The following is an 18,363-nucleotide window of genomic DNA, read 5'->3' as shown; positions in this document are numbered from 1 at the left end:
GGGAGGCGGTCATGCGCATCCTGCTGCTGGAGGACGACCCCGACCTCGCGGAGGTCGTCGCCCTCGGCCTGCGCAACGAGTCGTACGCCGTCGACGTCACCGGCACCTACGTCGGCGCCGAGGAGTCGCTCCGGACGACCGAGTACGACGTCGCCTGCCTGGACCTCGGCCTGCCCGACGGCGACGGGCTGCACCTCGTCCGCCGCCTGGCGGACGACCCGCAGCTGCACCGGCCCGGCCGCCTGCTCATACTGACCGCCCGCGACGCCGTGGACGACAGGGTGGCCGGGCTCGACGCCGGGGCGGACGACTACCTCACCAAACCATTCCATTTCGCCGAGCTGGTCGCCCGGCTCCGCGCCCTGGCGCGCCGCGGCGACCAGCAAGGGACGACCTTGCGCGTCGGCGAACTGACGCTCGACCTCGCCGCGCACCGCGCGTGGCGGTCCGGCGCCGAACTGCGGCTCACCGCCCGGGAGTTCTCCATGCTGAGGTACTTCATGCGCCACCCCGGGCAGGTGCTGTCGGCCGAGGACCTGCTGGAACACGTGTGGGACGCCCACGCCGACCCGTTCACCTCCTCCGTCCGGGTCATCTTGAGCCGGCTGCGCAGGAAGCTGGGCGAGCCGGCCCCCATCGTCACGATCACCGGCGCCGGCTACCGGCTGACGGTGCCGGCATGAGCCGCGCCTGGGGGTCGCTGCGAGTACGGCTGGCCGCGCTCGGGTTCCTGGCGATCTACGTCCCTGCGCTCCTGCTGTTCGGCGTGATCCTGCTGACCGACGACGAGACGGCCGCGAACGCGGTCGACGGCGTCGAGACGATCAGCAGCACGTCCACCCACCACTCGGCCTGGGTCACCTGGACGATCCTCGCGCTCGCCCCGGCCGCCGCCGCTCTGGCCTGGTGGTGGGCGGGCCGGGCGGTGCGTCCCATCGAGCGCGTGCGCGAGGTCGCCGAGGACATCGAGGGGACCGACCTCGGCCTGCGCATCGGGCTCGACCACGGTCCGGCCGAGGTCGTGCGGCTCGCGGCGAGCTTCGACGCGATGCTCGACCGGTTGCAGCGGGCGGCCGAGACGCAGCGCCGGCTCGTCGAGGAGACCAGCCACGAGCTGCGCACGCCCCTGTCGGTGCTGGTGACCGGCACCGAGGTCCTCCTCGCCCACCCCTCCCCCACCGTCGAGGTGTACCGCGAAGGGCTCGAACGGTCCCGCAAGACGATCACCCGGCTGGAGACGACGATCGAGGAGCTTCTCGTGGAGGCGCGCGGGCGGGCCCGGGTGATCGAGCGGCGCCCGGCGGACCTGGCGGCCATCGTCCGCGACGTCCTCGACGAGGCACGGGTGCCGGCGACCGCGAAGAAGATCGACTTCGTGACCACCGGACCGCCGGCCGTCGAGTGCTCGGTGGACGCCCCCACGGTGCGGCGGGCGATCTCGAACCTGGTGGACAACGCGATCAGGTACGCGCCCGCCGGCTCGGCGGTCGAGGTGGACGTCGGGCTCACCGGGTCGTGGGCCGTGGTCACCGTGACCGACCACGGCCCCGGCGTCCCCGCCGACCAGCAGGAGCACATCTTCCAGCGCTTCTGGCGCGGCCGCCGCGACGTCCCGGGCACCGGCCTCGGCCTCCCCATCGCCGTCCAGACAGCCCAGGCCCACGGCGGAACCCTCACCGTCCGCTCCCCCACCGAATCCGGCCCCGGCTCCGCCTTCCGCCTCACCCTGCGCCGCTGACGAAACCCTGCGCTCGCCGGGTGGCTGAAAGTTTCAGCCGGTCACGGCGAAGCGCCGTCTCTGACCTGTCCTGAAACCCGCTCCGGTCGCGCGCACGCTGGACCGTCACACCTGCCGGACGCATGATCTCTGACATAACGTGCGGGTCGCCCCGTTCCCGCTCGGGTGGCGATGTGACGACCGGCCGCCAGGCTCGTGCCCGGTGGTGCGGCCGCTCCGGCGTCCGACCGCCGGTCGTCCGCAGCGCCGCCCGAGCGTCCGCCGGGGCCACCCGCTCCCGATCGGCACGCCGCGGGCAAGCCCGCCCGGGGGTCCTGTCCGCCCGTCGAATGAGGCTTGTCATGCACTTCACCCGTCATCGTGCGACCGCGTTACGCGGTCTTCTCCTCGGACTGTGCGCGGCCGCCGCCACGGCGGCCGTGCTCGGCGCCGGCCCGATGCCCGCCTCGGGCGCCGCCTCCCGCCCGATGCCCGCCGCCGGCGCGGTACCCGCCGCCGGCGCGGTACCGGCCCCCGCCCTCGTCCCCGGGTCCGGCACGGCGCGGACCGGCGAGGTCGCCGCGGACACCACCCCGCCCAGCGAACCCGGCGCGCCGTCTCCCCGGAACGTGTACCTGAACGGCGTCGCGGGCCTGACCTGGGAACCGTCCACCGACGACGTCGGGGTCACCGGGTACCAGGTGTACGCCTGGGCGTACGGCTCGCCGGCGAACGTCCCGTTCACCCTGGCGCGGGCGCGCATCGTCGCCGCGTCCCCGACGAGCCTGGTCACCGCCGATGTGTCCGACCTCACCCCCGGCCGGGACTACCTGTTCTACGTGGTCGCCGTGGACGCCGCCGGCAACAGGAGCGTGCCCAGCCTGCTGACCAAGGCCACGGCCATGGTCGAGCCGCCGACGCCGGGGCCCTCCCCCGCACCGCTCATCCCGCACGCGCCGACGAACCTGCGCGTCGGCTCCGGGCTCGGCTCGGGCACCGTCTCGCTGAGCTGGTCCACCGAGGACGCCGGCGGATCGGTCGTCTTCATCGCCTTCCGCCGCTCTTCCTCCGAGTGGGTCTACTCGATAGACAGCTCGCTCCCGCGCACCCTGGCGACCGTCGGCGACGAGCCGTCGTACACCTTCCAGGTGATCGCCCGCAACACCGCCGGCACCCTGCTGAGCTCCCCGTCCAACTCCGCCACCTACACCGCCCCCTCGCCTTCCGCGACGCCGACGCCGACGCCTTCCGTGACGTGCGCGGTCACCTACACGACCACGAGCTGGACGACCGGCTTCACCGCCAGTGTCATCATCAAGAACACCGGCAGCACGCCGATCGAGCGATGGCGGCTGATGTTCGACTTCCCCCTCACCACCCAGCACGTGACCTGGGGCTGGGTGGCCACCTGGAACCAGACCGGCAGGACCGTGACCGCCACCGCACCCGACTGGGGCAAGACCCTCGCACCCGGACAGTCCCAGATGATCGGCTTCAACGGCGCCCACTCCGGCGGCAACCCCTCCCCGACCGCCTTCACCCTGAACGACGCCCCCTGCGCCTCGGGCTGACCGTCCGGAGCACGACCGCGCCGTAGCGCGGCGAGTCCCTCCCGGCCGTATCGAGCTCTCAGCGGCCGTACGAGCCGCCCGTGGCCGGGAGGGACACGCCACATGATCAGCCGGACATCGCCACCCGGTAGAAGGCCGCGAGCGCGTCGTCGATGGGGTGGGGCCGCGGCTTCCCCGAGGCGTCGAGTGTGTTCCACCGCTGCAGGTTGACCGCTATGGACAGCTGCCGGCGGCCGTCGGCACGGGTCATGGACAGCGTTCCGCCGCCCCAGACCGTGCCGCCATGCCCCCAGAAGGCGCCGCCGCCGGGGATCTCCATCGGGTGCAGGCCGAGGCCGTAGTCGATCACCTTGCCCTCCTGGGAGACGACCGGGACGGTGCGCCGCATCAGCTCCAGCGACGACCGGCGGACGATCTCCCCGGCGAGCAGCTTGCCGTAGAAGCGGTTGAGGTCGGCGACGGTCGAGACCAGCGCGGCCGCCGGCCCGACCCACGACATGTCGTGCACGCTGTAGTCGCGCGGCGGCTCGATCATGCCGAACCACGCCTCGTACAGGCGCGAGTGCGGCCCCTCGACATGCGGTCCGTCCGGGAACCCGGTGCCCGGAAGCCCTGCGCGCTCGATGACGTCCTCGGTGATGTACTTCTCCGCCGTGGTGCCGGTCACCTGTTCCAGCAGCCGGCCGAGGAGCAGGTAGTTGGTGTTGGAGTACACCCCCGGAGCGCCGCCCGGCGCGCCGACGGCGGGGGCCGCGACCCCCATCGCGATGAGATCGGCCGGGTCGAACCGCGTGAGCCGGTGGTCGTCCAGGCTGTCGGGCCTGGTGTCCGCCACGGAGGGGAACGCCTTGAGGGACGGGTAGGCGTAGGGGAGGTATTCGGCGAGGCCGCTGGTGTGATCGAGCAGCATCCGGACCGTGATCGCGTCACCGCGTTCGCCAGGGACCAGTCGCGGCAGGTAACGGCCGATCGACGTGTCGAGCCCGATCTGGCCGCTCTCGACCTGCCGCATCACCGCGGCGGCGGTGAAGGTCTTGGTGACGCTGCCGACGCGGTGCCGCATCCCGGCCGTGACGGGACGGCCGGTGGCGACGTCGGCGACCCCGGCCGCGCCCCGCCAGAGGTGGTCGCCGTCGCGTACCTCGGCGAACACCCCGGGGATCCCCGCACGGTGCACCTTCTCCATGGCGGCTTCGAGCGCCACGGCGTCTGATGAATTCTCCATGCCCCCATTATGCACGCGGTGCGTGCAACGGCGCGTGCAACGGTAGGGTCGAGTCTGGAGAGAGGGGTGGCATGGCAGGCCGCAGGCGTTGGTCGACCGAGGAGATCCTGGACACGGCGGAGCGGATGCTGCGCACGAGCGACGCCGACTCCTTCAGCGTGCGCCGGCTCGCCGCCGCGCTCGGGACCGACTCCTCCAGCCTCTACCGGCACTTCCGCAACAAGACCGAGCTGTTGCGCGCGGTCACCGACCGCATCCTCGTCACCGCCATGGACGGCCACCGCCCCGAGGGCGACTGGAAACAGCGCATCACCGCCGTGGCCATGCGGGTGAAGGAGGCGTTCGGCCGGCATCCCCAGGTCGCCGCGATCTGGGGACGCTACGCGTCAGGCGGCGCGGGTTCCCGGCTGGTCATAGAAGAGGTGCTGGGGGCCCTGCGGGCGTCGGGCCTGCCCGACGAGGAGATCCCGGCGCACTACCACCGGCTCGCGGTCCTCTTCGCCGCGTTGATCTCCTCCGAGGGGGCGGCCGGCAGCGTCACTCCCGAAGAGCGCGAACAGGGCCTTGAGTCGTTCCGCGTCGCCGTGCTGGGCGCCGACCCCGAACGCTTCCCCGCACTGGCCCACTTCGCCCGCGACATCCGTCCCCTCTACGAGAACCGCGAGGCCGTGTTCGAATCGATCATCGCCGCCCAGCTCACCGAGATGGAAACCCGGATCCCCCGGCCCCTTCCAACCGGCGAGTGACACAGCCCGCACGCGATCGGGTTCCGACGCCCGCCGTGAAGCTTTCACCCCGATCCCCGCGCCCCCGGGCGCTCTACCTTCGCGTTCTCCGTGCGCGCCGGGCGGCCGGTTGACAGTCCCATAGAACGTTTCAATGCTGCGACGGCAGGACCGCACTCGCCAGGGAGCCGTGATGTCCAGGTCGCGCACGTCCTTCATTCGTCCGGTCACGGTCTTCCTCTCCGTCGCCGCGGTCCTGGCCGTCGTGTTCGGGGGCGTGCCCACGGCGTCGGCGGCCCCCGGATGCCGCGTCGCGTACGCGGTGACCAACCAGTGGGGCGGCGGCTTCGGCGCCTCCGTCACGGTCACCAACCTGGGCGACCCGATCAGCGGGTGGTCGCTCACCTGGTCCTTCACCGCCGGGCAGACGGTCGTCCAGGCGTGGAACACCACCCTCACCCAGACCGGCGCCCAGGTCAGGGCGGCGGACGCGGGTTACAACGCGGCTCTGGCGACGGGCGCGAGCACCTCGTTCGGCTTCAACGGTTCGTGGAACGACATGGCCAACCCGATCCCGGAGTCCTTCGCCCTCAACGGCGTGACCTGCGCCGGCGGGACGTCGACCCCGACGCCGTCCCCCAGCCCGACCCCTTCCGCGACCCCGACGCCGTCCCCCACCCCGACGCCTTCCGCCACTCCGACGCCGTCCCCCACCCCTACAGGAGTGATCTTGGGTGACGGGCAACCGAACGACCCCAACATCACTTATGTCGGCCGCTGGGACTCCGCCCACGTCCCTCAATGGGCCGGCGCCTACATCCGGACGGCCTTCACCGGCACCACCGTGAAGATCAAGCAGCGTTCCGCGGTCAACCTGTACGTCAGCATCGACGGCGGCGCCGATGTGTTCTACGCGGGCGTCTCCGGCACCGTGAACCTGACCCCGACGCCACTGCGGGCGGGTACGCACACCCTCTGGGTGTCCTACCGCTCCGGCGACGTGATCTTCCAGGGGCTCGTCCTGGACAGCGGCGCGTGGACGGTGAACACCCCGGCGCCGCCGGGCAAGCTGGTGGAGTTCGTCGGCGACTCCATCACCGCGGGCTACCTGTCGTCCAAGCTCGCCGTCAGCGCCTACGGCTGGGTCCTGGGCGAACGCCTCGGCGTACGGCACACGCAGATCGCCCGCTCGGGCTACTGCCTGGTGGCCCAGGAGGGCTGCGTCGGCCTCAGCTCACAGTTCTTCAACCTGGGCAGCACGGGTACGACCGCCTGGGACTTCAGCCGGTACCAGGCCAACGCCGTCGTGATCAACCTGGGCACCAACGACATCGGGCACCACGTCACGAACGCCACCTTCCAGGCCTCGTACACGACCTTCCTGCGGAACGTCCGCGCCCGATACCCCAGCGCCGCGCTGTTCGCCATGGAGACCTTCAAGAAGCGGTACGTCACCGAGACCAAGGCGGCCGTGGCCGCGCTCAACAACTCCGGCGACGCGAACGTTTACTACATCTCCACAGAGGGCTGGCTGACGACCGGCACCGACTACGCCGACGGCGACGGCCACCCCAACGACGCCGGCCACCTCAAAGTCGCCAACCGCCTCGCCCCCATAATCGCCCCCAAAATCGGCGTCGCCACCCCCTGACGAATGCATTCAGGTCCGCACATCGTCGCCGCTCCAAGCCCGGTCCTGTTCAGACCGATCGAGCGACCCGCCTTGACGGGGTGTTCGGGCACGAGCAAGCATGGAAGTCCGGTTTCAGTGCCAACAGGTGGACGGTCATCCACCGGTCCGGGCGGTCGCACCGGTTCCATGCCGCTCGGGCGGTTCAGCGGGATTTCCGTGCCCCACGACATGTGCAGGGCGGATGAGCAACGGTCCTAGCGAAGACGACGTTCGTGACGGTCATGTCAACGACGTGAGCGGATCGGTCATCGGACCACTCATCCAAGCCCGCGAAATCAGCGGCGGAATCCAGGTGCACCAGCCGTTCGCCCCTCTTCCCAAACCGTTCCAGCTGCCACCGGCCGGCATCCTGGTGGACCGGGACGAGGTGCTCGCCGCGCTCGATTCCGTGCGCGCGGACGACCAGGGGGCGGGCGTCCCCAAGGTGGCCGTGATCAGCGGTCCGGCCGGCGTCGGCAAGACGGCGGTGGCTCTGCACTGGGCCCACCGCGAGCGTCACGCCTTCCCCGACGGCCAGCTCTACGCCGACCTGGGCGGGCACGCGGCCGGCGAGCCGATCGAGCCGGCGGAGGTACTGGGACGGTTCATCAGAGCGCTCGGCATCGAGCCCGGCCGCATCCCGGCCGGCCTGGCCGAGCGCGCGGCGCTCTACCAGTCGATCGTCAGCGAGCGCCGCCTGGTCGTCGTCCTGGACGACGCGCTCTCGGCCGCCCAGGTCGGCCCGCTGCTCCCCGCCTCGGCGTTCAGCATGGCCGTCGTCACCAGCCGGTGGCGGCTCGCCGGCCTCCTCATGCGCGGAGGCCGCGGCGTACAGCTCGAACGGCTCACCGTCGAGGGTGCGCTGGAACTGCTGAGACGGACCCTCGGTGATGACCGGGCCGCACTGGAGCCGGACGCCGCTCTGGAACTGGTCGAACTCTGTTCCCGTTTTCCACTGGCGCTGTGCGTGGCCGCGGCACGGCTCGCGACCAGGCCGAGCTGGGACCTGGCCGAGATGGCGGACGCGCTTCGCCACGAGAGGCAGCGCCTCAACGCGCTTTCTGTCGAGGAAAACATCACGATCCGGGCCACGTTGACGCTGTCCTACCGCGGACTCTCCCCGCCTGAGGCGGCGCGCGTCTACCGGCTGCTCGGCCTGTTCCCGGGCATGACGTTCGACCTCGGGGCGGCCGCCGCGACCGTGGGCCTTCCCCGTTCGACCGTCCGGCACCTGCTCGGCGTGCTGGTGGACGCCAATCTCCTGGACGACGTCCCGGGCGGGTCCTACCAGTTCCACGACCTGACCCGGCTGCACGCCCGTGAGATGGCCGAACAGGACGAGAGCGCGGCCGTCCGCGACGCGACCGTGCAACGAGCCCTGGACTGGTTCCTGCACACCGCCTTCACCGCGAGCGGCGTCATTCTCCCCTACCGGCGCCTGCGGCCTCCGGAGCCGGTGTACCCGCCCGCCGAGCCGGCCGAGTTCACCGGGCGCGTCAAGGCCCTCGACTGGCTGGAATCCGAGTTCGGCAACGTGCGGGCGGCCATGCGAACCGCGTTCGACCGAGGGTCCTTCCAGACGACGTGGCAGCTCGCCGACGCGGTGTGGCCTCTTTCTGTGCGGGCGGCGGCGCGCGACGCCGACCTGCTCGTGCTGACGAACGCGAAGTTCGTCCGCCCGCTGGTCGGCCCGGCGGCCCGGCTCGGCGTGCCCATCGCGGTGAACGTCCATCTCATCTCGGACGTGGCGGACGAGTACAACCGGCCGTGCTCGCAATGGAACGCCCATATACGGCGCAGATGTCCTAGCAATCGCCTTTCCATCGGGAGACGTCCTAGATACTCTTCCGATAGACGCCGAGGTTCCATCACTGCTGGTTGGTGCCGCGAGCAGCAATTCGGTGGGACGCTTTTCCGTCAACGTCAACCCGGCGTCGCTACCAAGCCAGTACCTCGACACCAAGGGACGGGTGCAGTTAGAGATCATTGTCGCCGACGACACGAGAGAGGTTCGGTGGAATACCACCGCCGGGCCGGCTCAGCATCAGAATACGATTGGAGGGGACGAGGAGCTGTGTGGACCGGATGTGACCAATGGCGGCGATCTTGGTGATCCCGTATACGTTGTCCCAGGATCTGCAGGCTCGTCCCCCCTCAACATCCTCGTAGGAACCGCAGGAGGCGCAGTGATTACGCCTCAATGGTCTACCGCAAAGACGGATGCGCTCGGCGCCTCAGCTCCTCAACAACTCGTCGTCGACCTTGGTGATCAACCGAAGCTGTACGACGTCAACGACAACCCTTCTAGCTGGATGACGGCTCCTGTTGGCGAAGAAGTGCAACCAGTCCCTGATGGACAAGAGCCGCCTCCAGCCACAACTCAACCTGGGCCGGCACAACCTATCAGCGCCGCAGCGGCCGCGGCCCTCCGGACATCTGAGACCGCACCCCGGACCCAGGACTTCTCCTTCGTCGACCAGGCTGTACAGGCCGGAACCATAACGACAGCCCAGATGTCGGCGGGAGAGGTTACCGCAGCTGCCAAACGAGTGCCTTGCGGTTGGTTCCTCAGGCAGCGTTATCCGGCACGGGAAGAACAGTACATGGGGTTCCATAACTGGTCCGGCGCAAAGGGAACCCTCACGCAGAAGTCTGGCTCGGACCATACGGTGGGAGTCGCAGCTAAGGCGTCCGGCACATCCAGCAAGTGGACGTCAAGCGGTAGTGCTACCTTGTCCGTGTCAAGCTCACAAGAGGATGTGATCACCCGTATCGTAGACGCCTGGGCCATCGGCACGGTTAACTACGGGCGCTTCGAGAACATTTGTGGTCTGGGGCAACGCATCAAGCCTACAAGTCTGGGCGATCCAATCAAGAAGTTCGTACGCGCCTATCACCCAGTTCTAGGTGGTACATGCATTGAGCGCTACGCTGGCTCTCAGCTGACCTTGACTAAATCTAAGAACATCACCATCGCGGGCGGCATCGACGTGGCCTCCGTGGTCGGCGTCAGCCTGTCGGCTCAAAGCGGCTACACGCAAGAGTCGAAGCTTACGCTGGACTTCACGGGCACTAGTACGGTCTGCGGGTCGTCCTCCCTTGGCGTAATGACCTCCGCGAGAGTCGAAGCGCATAAGTTGTGATCTGATCGCCGCTGAAGTCTCGACCACAGAATGGGAGCCGCAAGGTATGGGAAGCGTCCGCATAGCCCTGGCATGCGTCGCGCTAATCGCAGCATCAGGCTGTGCGGACGCGGCTCCGGCGAGCCCTAAACTCCAATGGCTAGGCGGAGGGGTCATTACCGGCGAGGGTATGAGTGTAAGCACGCCGGGTAAACCCTACCTGTACGGTGGGCTACGCCTATGCTTGGATAGGCCCGGGTCGGTCACTGTAAAGAGTATACGTTTAGAGCATCCGCAGGGCGGGATATACCTTGAAGCTTTCGCCCTCCTCCCTCACGATGGGTCCTCCAACAACGACACCATCGGAAATGGCGAGTCAACCACGATCCAGCGCAAGGGCCTGCCCCAAGGAAACCGGGAAGTCACACAGGTCTGCTCACCCGAAAACTCGCCGATACATAAACGCGCCGAACTGGTTCTACAATTATCGCATTCAGGTGATGCGAGTGGTTATACTTCAGGCTTTCTCGTCGACTATGCGAGCGGCGGCCGCGAAAGGGTGTTACGCATAGACTTGCATTACGTTTTCTGCTCCAACACAAGGAAAGACATGCCTGATCTGTGTACAGCACACAAGAAAATTGATCAGACATCTCAAGAGTGAGCGTCGGCACGCATCCGGTCGCGAGGTACAGGCGATCCGGTGCAGTCACGCTAACCTCGATCTTTCTCGATCCTGACGTCGTTGGATAAAGGTTTCGGCTGAGGGTTGATTTCCCGCTTTGGTCAGCGCGACGGAACCACGTCGGAGAGAAACGCATGGGCGAGCACGACGCCTTCTGGATCGACCACGGCCACGACCGTGAGCTCGCCGCCGACGGGTCGAGCCGCTACGCCACGTACGGCACGGCGTAGCGGCGTTCGACGGCTCGTGGGGCGACATCGCGCCGGTCACCTTCGCCTGCGCCGCCTGGCGGCTCGCCATCTCGCCCTCGCCGCCGTACGTGCGCCGTCACCGGCGCATCCTGTAGGCCGCCTGCGACCGCAGCCCTTGGGACGGCACGCTCACCGCCCACATCCTGATGGTGTCACCGCTGCCCGCCGAGCTCACCACCTCCCGCGAATGGTGGCGCGACCGCGGCCGGCGCGAGTGGCCGCAGACCTTCGGCCAGTACCTGGAGCCGACCGACCATGACCTCACCCGCACCCCTTTCCTGCGCACCACCCTGCTCGTCGACGCGCCGATCCCGCTCGACGCCCTCCCGCCGGCCCCCGACGGCCCCCTCCGATTCGCTCCCCGACACCGCCCGCCTGGCGGTCACCGCCCTGGCAAGAGAGCTGAACATCTGCTCATCCCGATCATCCGAAGACTGGAGACCGCCCAGACTCGCGGCTGACCCCTGCCCTCCCGAGCCCGGCCGCCGCGCCCGCGCCGGCCTCGCGCCCGCCGGGTGCGACCGTCACCATGGAACAGGACCTAGGCTCCACCGGAGAAGGAGGCGGTCGTGGAGATGGTGCTCGGGACACCCGCTCCCCCGCTGCGTGCGCTCGTCCGCGCCTACCACGCCTACCGCGAGCGGGACGCGCTTCCCGGTTCCCACCGCGGGCTGCCGTCGCCGTACCTGACGGTCATCGTGACGCTCGGCGACCCGCTCATCGTCGCCGCCCACCCCGATCCGGCCCAGCCGCCCGGGCGGTACGACACGCTGGTCGGCGGCCTGCACACCTCGGCCGCCCTGATCACGCACGAAGGCAGGCAGGCCGGCGTGCAACTCGCGCTGACCCCGCTCGGTGCGCGTGCCCTGCTGGGTCTGCCCGCCGGCCGGCTCGGCAACGTCGACGTGGACGCGACCGACATCCTCGGCCCTGCCGCCCGCGAGCTGCACGAGCGCCTGAACTCCGCGTCAAGCTGGGATCGACGCTTCGCGATCCTGGACGAACTGCTGCTGCGCCGGTCCGATCTCGGAGGCGTCGTACCGCCCGAGGTCGCCCGAGCCTGGCGGTCGCTGCTGTCCAGCGGCGGCACGATGCCGGTCGACGCGCTGGCCCGCGACGTCGGCTGGAGCACCCGCCACCTCCGCGCGCGGTTCACCGCCGAGACCGGGCTCACCCCCAAGGCAGCCGCCCGCGTCATCCGGTTCGACCGTGCCCGCCGGAGACTGCGACACCTGGCCGGTCTGGGCACGCCCGTCCTCCGCCTGGCCGACGTCGCGGCCGAATGCGGCTACTACGACCAGGCACACCTGGCGCGCGAGTTCCGCGACCTCGCCGGCTGTCCGCCCAGCCAGTGGCTGGCCGAAGAGTTCCGATACGTCCAAGCCCCCACCGCACCCCGGCGGTCAGACTCGGCGGCATGACACAGACACCACGTCCCCAGGTCTGGCCGACACTGCGCGCCCGTGACGCCCGCGGGCTCATCGCCTTCCTCGTCGACGCGTTCGGCTTCGAGGAGACCGTCGTGCACGGCGAGGGCGACCGCGTCGACCACGCGCAACTCGACTGGCCGCTCGGCGGCGGCATCATGCTCGGCTCCGACCGCGAGCGCGGCGAGGACAACCCATGGTGGCTGCCGCCGGGCACCTTCGGCGCGTACGTCGTCACCGACGATCCGGACTCCCTGTACTCCCGGGCGACGGCCGCCGGGGCCGAAACGCTCTACGCGCCCCGCGAGACCGCCTACGGCTCCCGCGACTTCGCCGTCCGCGATCCGGAGGGCAACCTGTGGTCCTTCGGCACCTACCGCGGCGAACCACGCAAGACCTGACCACGTTGAAGAGGCCGGCGACGGCGCCGCCCCACCGGCTCCCCTCGGCATGACCGGCGGGAAACCACAGGGATCGGCTTCGATGGGACGCATTCCCGGGACAGTCCGTCGCCCGCGACCTTCCGGACTGAATGTGAGAGCCACTGCGCCTCAGGGGGACCGCACAGGAGCCGTCCCGGCGTCCCCGGAGCTGAGGGCGCCCGCGACCGTGAGACTGTCCTCGTAGATGCGACAGCGGGTGATGAACCCGTCCTCGACGGTGAGATGCAGCGCGAACGGCGAGGTGCAGGCCGCACCGCTGCCCCTCACCGTCTGCGCGATCTCCCCGAGCACGACGGCGCCCGCCCCGTCGACCAGGACGCGGGCCACCGAAGTGCCGTTCGACTCGGGCACATGGTGGGCGTCCAGCGACCGGAAGTGGTCCGCCATGTCCGCCCTGCTCGTCCGCGGCCGGAGCTGACGCGCCGCGGCGGCGCTGGCGCAGGGCCGTCGATTCCGGTCTGTCCCGGGAGCCGGTGAGGGAGGGTTAACGGCGGCTACACCTCGTGCGCATGCCGGTGTAATCGCCCGGGCTGAGCCTTGTGGTCGTGGGGATGCCGGAGGCGACGACGCATTGCCCGTACTGCTCGTTACAGTGTGGGATCTCGCTGGCGGTCCGCGACGGCGAGGTCTCCCTCTCACCGGTCGATTTCCCGACCAATCGCGGTGGCCTCTGCGTGAAGGGGTGGACCGCGGCGGAGCTGCTGGACCACCCGGACCGGCTGCTCACGCCTCTGGTACGGACGGTTCCCGGCGACCGCGGCAGCCCGTTCCGTCCGGCGGGATGGGACGAGGCCCTGGACCGCACCGTGTCGGCGATCACCACGAGCCAGGAGCGGTACGGCAGGGACAGCGTCGGGTGTTTCGGCGGCGGCGGCCTCACCAATGAGAAGGCCTATCTCCTGGGGAAGTTCGCGCGTGTCGCGCTGCGCACGGCATCGATCGACTACAACGGCCGGTTCTGCATGTCGTCGGCGGCGAGCGCGGCCAACCGGGCGTTCGGCGCCGACCGGGGCCTTCCGTTCCCGCTGGCCGATGTGGCACGGACCCAGGCCCTGCTCCTGGCCGGGAGCAACCTCGCCGACACGATGCCGCCGGCGATGCAGTACTTGCACGAAGCGCGCGAACGCGGCGGCAGCCTGATCGTGGTCGACCCCCGCGCGTCGGCGACGGCGAGGGCGGCGACGGTCCACCTGCGTCCCGTGCCCGGGACCGACCTCGTCCTGGCCAACGGCCTGCTCCATCTGGTGCTCCGGGCCGGTCACGCCGACATGGGGTACATCGCCGCGCGCACCACGGGGTTCGACGAGGTGCGCGCGGGCCTGGCCGCCTACTGGCCCGACCGGGTCGAGCGCATCACCGGGGTCCCGGTGGCCGACCTGGAACGCGTGGCCGAGATACTCGGCACCGCCACCTCCGCGATGATCCTGACGGCGCGGGGAGCCGAACAGCACGGCCAGGGCACCGACACCGCGCAGGCCTACATCAATCTGGCGCTGGCGCTCGGACTTCCCGGCCGACCCCACAGCGGATACGGCTCCATCACGGGGCAGGGCAACGGCCAGGGCGGCCGGGAACACGGCCAGAAGGCCGACCAGCTTCCCGGATACCGGCGGATCGACGACCCGGCCGCCCGGGCCCATGTGGCCGCGGTCTGGGGGATCGACCCGGACGAGCTGCCCGGTCCGGGGCGGTCGGCGTACGAGATGCTCAGCGGCCTCGGCCGGGACGGCGGGGTGCGCACCCTGCTGGTGTTCGCCTCCAACGTGGTGGTGTCCGCACCGGATCGCGACCGCGTCCTCGACCGCCTCCGCGCGCTGGACTTCCTCGCGGTCTCGGACATCTTCCTGTCGGAGACCGCGATGGAGGCCGACGTGGTGTTCCCCACCGCCCAGTGGGCGGAGGAGGAGGGCACCATGACGAACCTCGAAGGCAGGGTCCTACGGCGCAGGCCCGTGCGCGTGCCGCCCGGCCAGGTGCGCGACGACCTGCGGATCATCACCGCGCTGGCCCGGCGGCTCGGGCGCGGCGCGTACTTCAGCGCCGACCCGCGAGAGGTGTTCCACGAGCTGCGGCGGGCCTCCTCGGGCGGCGTCGCCGACTACTCCGGGATCACCTACGAGCGGATAGAGGCGGAGCAGGGGGTGTTCTGGCCGTGCCCCGAGGGGGAGACGGGGACGGCGAGGATGTTCACCGAACGGTTCGCCACCGCGGACGGCCGGGCGCGGTTCGTCCGGGTGGAGCACCGGGACGCCGCCGAACAGCCCGATGCGGAGTTCCCCTACGTCCTCACCACGGGGCGTCTCATGCGCCAGTACCAGAGCGGCACCCAGACGCGCAGGATCGCGGCACTGACCGAAGGCGTCACGGTCCCGAGCGCGGAGATGCACCCCGACCTCGCCAGACGGCACGGCATCGGCGAGGGGGACGCCGTCGAGCTGCGCACCCGCCGGGGCAGCGCCGTCTTCGCGGCGGAGCTGACCGACGGCATCCGGCCCGACACCCTCTTCGTCCCGTTCCACTGGGGCGGGGAATCCAGCGCCAACGCCCTCACCGATCCGGCGCTGGACCCCCATTCCCGCATGCCCGCCTTCAAAGCCTGCGCGGTCGCCGTCAGGAAGATCGAACCCCCACCCGAGCCGGCGTCGGCCGCTCGGCCACAGCTCGGCGGAAGGACTCATATGGACTCGACACCCCGGTTCCTGCAGGGCATCTTCCCCTTCACCGGGAAGGGCATGGACGCCCCTTACCTGCTGGCGTCGGAACTGCGGTACGTCGTCCCCGACGGGTACGTCACCCAGCCCGTCTACCTGCGGGGCGGAAACTCCTGCGACGAACTCGTCTGCCTCGTGCTGATGCGCGACGGGGCTCCCATGCGGTATCTGCCGATCGGCGCGAAGGCCGGCGTCCACGTCTCCCTGCGCGTCGTCGAGGACCTGATGGCCGGGACCACCATCGAGGTGTTCGTGGCCGCCCCGGACGGCGTGTCCGGATCGGCCGTCGTCGATCTCGGACTGGTCGAGGTGTGAGGAGGAACGCCATGCGGCAGCGTCTGGTCGTGATCGGCAACGGTATGGCGGGGGCCCGCGCGGTGGAGGAGATCCTCGCCCGGGGAGGGGGCGAACAGTTCTCCATCACGATGTTCGGCGACGAGCCGTACGGCAACTACAACCGGATCATGCTGTCGAACGTCCTGGCCGGAACCGACGACGAGGCCGGGATCTTCCTGAACGGCCTTCCCTGGTACGCGGCCAACGGCATCACGCTGCACGCCGGCACCCGCGTCAGACGGATCGACCGCTTCGCCCGGAAGGTGTACGCCGAGGACCGCACGACCACGCCGTACGACAAGCTGATCATCGCCACCGGCAGCCAGCCGTTCGTCCCCGACATCCCCGGGGTGTACGACGCCAAGCGCGGCTTCCATCAGGGCGTGTTCACCTTCCGGACGATCGACGACACCCGCAACATGCTCAGGTACGCCCGCGGCCACCGCAGCGCGGTGGTGATCGGCGGCGGCCTGCTCGGCCTGGAGGCGGCACGGGGTCTGCAGAGCCACGGCCTGGACGTCACCGTGGTGCACGCGGGCGGGCACCTGATGAACCAGCAACTGGACCCGCAGGCGGGCGCCGTCCTGAAACGCAGCGTGGAGAAGCTGGGCATCACGATCGAGCTGAACGCCCGGACCACCGAGATCCGGGGCACCGAGGGGGTGACCGGCATCGGTCTCTCCGATGGACGCGTCCTCCCCTGCGACATGGTCGTGTTCGCCGCCGGGATCCGCCCGAACAGCGAGGTGGCGAGAGCCAGCGGCCTGGTCGTGGAGCGCGGCGTCGTCGTCGACGACAAGATGCGGGCGGTCGACGAGCCCGACATCTACGCCGTCGGCGAGTGCGCCGAGCACCGCGGCCAGGTGTACGGCGTGGTGGCGCCCCTGTGGGAGCAGGCCAAGGTCCTGGCCGACAACATCACCGGAGCCGATCCCACCGCCGCCTACCACGGATCGCGCATCGCCACGAAGCTCAAGGTCGCCGGGGTGAACGTGGCGTCCATGGGCCTGAAAGGGCCCGAGCGCGAGGACGACGAGTTCGTGGTGTTCGCCGAGCCCACCCGCGGGACGTACAAGAGCGTCGTGATCCGCGACGGCCGGCTGGTCGGGGCGACCCTTGTGGACGACGTCAGCAAGGTCGCCTTCCTCATGCAGGCGTTCGACCGCGGGCTGCCGCTGCCCGAGGAGCGGGTCCGGCTCCTGTTCGACCTGGGCGCGCCGTCCGCCGAGACCGGCGTCGCCGAGCTCGCCGACGACGCGCAGGTGTGCAACTGCAACGGCGTCAGCAAGGCGGCCCTCGTCTCGGCCGTCAAGGGCGGGGCCAGGTCCGTCACCGGGGTGATGGACAAGACCCGGGCCGGCAAGGGATGCGGCTCCTGCCGGTCCCTCGTCACGCAGATCGTCGAGTGGGCGGCCGGCGGAGAGACGGAGGAGGATCCCGCGGCCGGCTGGTACGTGCCGGGCATCCCGTTCGCCAAACCGGAGCTCATGGCCGAGATCCGTGCGCGCGGCCTCAAATCGGTCTCCGCCGTCTTCGCCGAGCTCGCACCCGCGGGCAAGGAGGACGCCAAGAGCAAGATGGGCCTGGCTTCGCTGCTCCGCATGATGTGGGCCGACGAGTACGTCGACGAGCGCGACGCCCGCTTCATCAACGACAGGGTGCACGCCAATATCCAAAAGGACGGCACGTTCTCCGTCGTGCCGCAGATGAAGGGCGGCTGCACCACCCCCGACCAGCTTCGCCGCATCGCCGATGTGGCCGACAAGTACCAGGTTCCCCTGGTCAAGCTCACCGGGGGCCAGCGCATCGACCTGCTCGGGATCGCCAAGGAGGACCTGCCCAACGTGTGGGCGGACCTCGGCATGCCGTCCGGCTACGCGTACGGCAAGAGCTTCCGGACGGTCAAGACCTGCGTGGGCCTGGAATTCTGCAGGTACGGCCTGGGTGACTCCACCGCGCTGGGCATCGCCCTGGAGACCAGGTACCAGGGACTCGAAGGGCCCGCGAAGATGAAGCTGGCGGTCACCGGCTGCCCGCGCAACTGCGCCGAGGCCTACGTCAAAGATCTCGGCGTGGTGGCCGTCGAGGGCGGCCGCTGGGAGATCTACGTGGGCGGAGCGGCGGGGGCGCACGTACGCAAGGGCGACCTGCTGGCCACGGTCGACACGGCCGAGGAGGTCATCACCCTGACCGGGCGCTTCCTGGAGTACTACCGGCAGAACGCCAACTGGCTCGAACGCACCTACGCGTTCGTGCCGCGCGTCGGCATCGAGCGGATCCGCGAGATCGTGGTCGACGACGCCGACGGCATCGCCGCCCGCCTGGACGAGGCGGTGCAGGTTTCCGTGGACGCCTACCGCGACCCCTGGCAGGAGGGCCGGGAACCCGTCACCCCCGGCCAGTTCCGCCCCGCCCTGCCGCTGCTGGCGGTGCCGAAGCGATGACCGAGAGCCCGACCACTGCCGACGGTGTCGAAAC

General features: G+C 70.0%; 14 protein-coding genes. 12 read left to right on the top strand and 2 right to left on the bottom strand.

Annotated elements, in window-relative coordinates:
• Positions 1-11 precede the first annotated feature (11 nt).
• From ACZ6QO_RS05390 to ACZ6QO_RS05380, 3 genes are all read left to right on the top strand, one after another.
• Positions 12-683, top strand: coding sequence for a response regulator transcription factor (locus ACZ6QO_RS05390; protein WP_465847887.1), 672 nt, complete (start codon positions 12-14; stop codon positions 681-683).
• Complete coding sequence (locus ACZ6QO_RS05385; RefSeq protein WP_465847886.1) at positions 680-1,738, top strand: HAMP domain-containing sensor histidine kinase; 1,059 nt, start codon at positions 680-682, stop codon at positions 1,736-1,738. The genes ACZ6QO_RS05390 and ACZ6QO_RS05385 overlap by 4 nt, the downstream gene beginning before the upstream one ends.
• 341 nt (positions 1,739-2,079) lie before the next feature.
• Positions 2,080-3,288 carry a cellulose binding domain-containing protein gene (locus ACZ6QO_RS05380; RefSeq protein ID WP_465847884.1) on the top strand — a complete coding sequence of 403 codons (1,209 nt, stop codon included), beginning with the start codon at positions 2,080-2,082 and terminating at the stop codon, positions 3,286-3,288.
• A 106-nt stretch (positions 3,289-3,394) separates the two neighbouring features.
• On the opposite strand, the gene ACZ6QO_RS05375 is transcribed toward ACZ6QO_RS05380, so the two are convergent.
• Positions 3,395-4,513, bottom strand: a complete 1,119-nt coding sequence (locus tag ACZ6QO_RS05375) for a serine hydrolase domain-containing protein (protein WP_465847883.1) — start codon at positions 4,511-4,513, stop codon at positions 3,395-3,397.
• 71 nt (positions 4,514-4,584) lie between these two features.
• Here ACZ6QO_RS05375 and ACZ6QO_RS05370 point away from each other — a divergent pair, with 71 nt between their 5' ends.
• From ACZ6QO_RS05370 to ACZ6QO_RS05340, 7 genes are all read left to right on the top strand, one after another.
• A complete protein-coding gene (locus ACZ6QO_RS05370; RefSeq protein ID WP_465847881.1) occupies positions 4,585-5,259 on the top strand; it encodes a TetR/AcrR family transcriptional regulator in 675 nt (224 codons plus the stop codon).
• 172 nt (positions 5,260-5,431) lie between these two features.
• On the top strand, positions 5,432-6,889 hold the full coding sequence (locus ACZ6QO_RS05365) for a cellulose binding domain-containing protein (protein ID WP_465847879.1): 1,458 nt from the start codon (positions 5,432-5,434) through the stop codon (positions 6,887-6,889).
• A gap of 274 nt (positions 6,890-7,163) precedes the next feature.
• Positions 7,164-9,023 (top strand): hypothetical protein, encoded by a 1,860-nt coding sequence (locus ACZ6QO_RS05360; RefSeq protein ID WP_465847878.1) that lies wholly within the window; start codon positions 7,164-7,166, stop codon positions 9,021-9,023.
• A 646-nt stretch (positions 9,024-9,669) separates the two neighbouring features.
• Positions 9,670-10,053, top strand: coding sequence for a hypothetical protein (locus tag ACZ6QO_RS05355; RefSeq protein ID WP_465847877.1), 384 nt, complete (start codon positions 9,670-9,672; stop codon positions 10,051-10,053).
• A gap of 1,061 nt (positions 10,054-11,114) precedes the next feature.
• Positions 11,115-11,429, top strand: coding sequence for a hypothetical protein (locus tag ACZ6QO_RS05350; protein ID WP_465847876.1), 315 nt, complete (start codon positions 11,115-11,117; stop codon positions 11,427-11,429).
• 114 nt (positions 11,430-11,543) lie between these two features.
• A complete protein-coding gene (locus ACZ6QO_RS05345; RefSeq protein WP_465848085.1) occupies positions 11,544-12,389 on the top strand; it encodes a helix-turn-helix domain-containing protein in 846 nt (281 codons plus the stop codon).
• Positions 12,386-12,796, top strand: a complete 411-nt coding sequence (locus ACZ6QO_RS05340; RefSeq protein WP_465847874.1) for a VOC family protein — start codon at positions 12,386-12,388, stop codon at positions 12,794-12,796. Before ACZ6QO_RS05345 ends, ACZ6QO_RS05340 begins: the two co-directional genes overlap by 4 nt.
• A 150-nt stretch (positions 12,797-12,946) precedes the next feature.
• Here the strand turns inward: ACZ6QO_RS05340 and ACZ6QO_RS05335 are convergent, their stop codons facing one another.
• Positions 12,947-13,225: a nuclear transport factor 2 family protein gene (locus tag ACZ6QO_RS05335; RefSeq protein WP_465847873.1), complete on the bottom strand. Its 279-nt coding sequence runs from the start codon at positions 13,223-13,225 to the stop codon at positions 12,947-12,949.
• Positions 13,226-13,389: 164 nt separating this feature from the next.
• Between ACZ6QO_RS05335 and ACZ6QO_RS05330 the strand changes: the two genes are divergently transcribed.
• Complete coding sequence (locus tag ACZ6QO_RS05330; protein ID WP_465848083.1) at positions 13,390-15,864, top strand: molybdopterin oxidoreductase family protein; 2,475 nt, start codon at positions 13,390-13,392, stop codon at positions 15,862-15,864.
• Between the two features lie 11 nt (positions 15,865-15,875).
• Complete coding sequence (nirB, locus tag ACZ6QO_RS05325) at positions 15,876-18,329, top strand: nitrite reductase large subunit NirB (RefSeq protein ID WP_465847871.1); 2,454 nt, start codon at positions 15,876-15,878, stop codon at positions 18,327-18,329.
• Positions 18,330-18,363 lie beyond the last annotated feature (34 nt).

The organism is Sphaerisporangium sp. NPDC049457, assembly GCF_055586705.1.
This window is presented reverse-complemented; position numbering and strand designations above follow the sequence as displayed.

What these genes read in the sequence shown, in the direction of transcription:
- ACZ6QO_RS05390 (WP_465847887.1), top strand. Translation starts at nt 12, where the DNA reads ATGCGCATCCTGCTGCTGGAGGACGACCCCGACCTCGCGGAGGTCGTC.
- ACZ6QO_RS05385 (WP_465847886.1), top strand. Translation starts at nt 680, where the DNA reads ATGAGCCGCGCCTGGGGGTCGCTGCGAGTACGGCTGGCCGCGCTCGGG.
- ACZ6QO_RS05380 (WP_465847884.1), top strand. Translation starts at nt 2,080, where the DNA reads ATGCACTTCACCCGTCATCGTGCGACCGCGTTACGCGGTCTTCTCCTC.
- ACZ6QO_RS05375 (WP_465847883.1), bottom strand. Translation starts at nt 4,513, where the DNA reads ATGGAGAATTCATCAGACGCCGTGGCGCTCGAAGCCGCCATGGAGAAG.
- ACZ6QO_RS05370 (WP_465847881.1), top strand. Translation starts at nt 4,585, where the DNA reads ATGGCAGGCCGCAGGCGTTGGTCGACCGAGGAGATCCTGGACACGGCG.
- ACZ6QO_RS05365 (WP_465847879.1), top strand. Translation starts at nt 5,432, where the DNA reads ATGTCCAGGTCGCGCACGTCCTTCATTCGTCCGGTCACGGTCTTCCTC.
- ACZ6QO_RS05350 (WP_465847876.1), top strand. Translation starts at nt 11,115, where the DNA reads ATGGTGTCACCGCTGCCCGCCGAGCTCACCACCTCCCGCGAATGGTGG.
- ACZ6QO_RS05345 (WP_465848085.1), top strand. Translation starts at nt 11,544, where the DNA reads ATGGTGCTCGGGACACCCGCTCCCCCGCTGCGTGCGCTCGTCCGCGCC.
- ACZ6QO_RS05340 (WP_465847874.1), top strand. Translation starts at nt 12,386, where the DNA reads ATGACACAGACACCACGTCCCCAGGTCTGGCCGACACTGCGCGCCCGT.
- ACZ6QO_RS05335 (WP_465847873.1), bottom strand. Translation starts at nt 13,225, where the DNA reads ATGGCGGACCACTTCCGGTCGCTGGACGCCCACCATGTGCCCGAGTCG.
- ACZ6QO_RS05330 (WP_465848083.1), top strand. Translation starts at nt 13,390, where the DNA reads ATGCCGGAGGCGACGACGCATTGCCCGTACTGCTCGTTACAGTGTGGG.
- nirB (WP_465847871.1), top strand. Translation starts at nt 15,876, where the DNA reads ATGCGGCAGCGTCTGGTCGTGATCGGCAACGGTATGGCGGGGGCCCGC.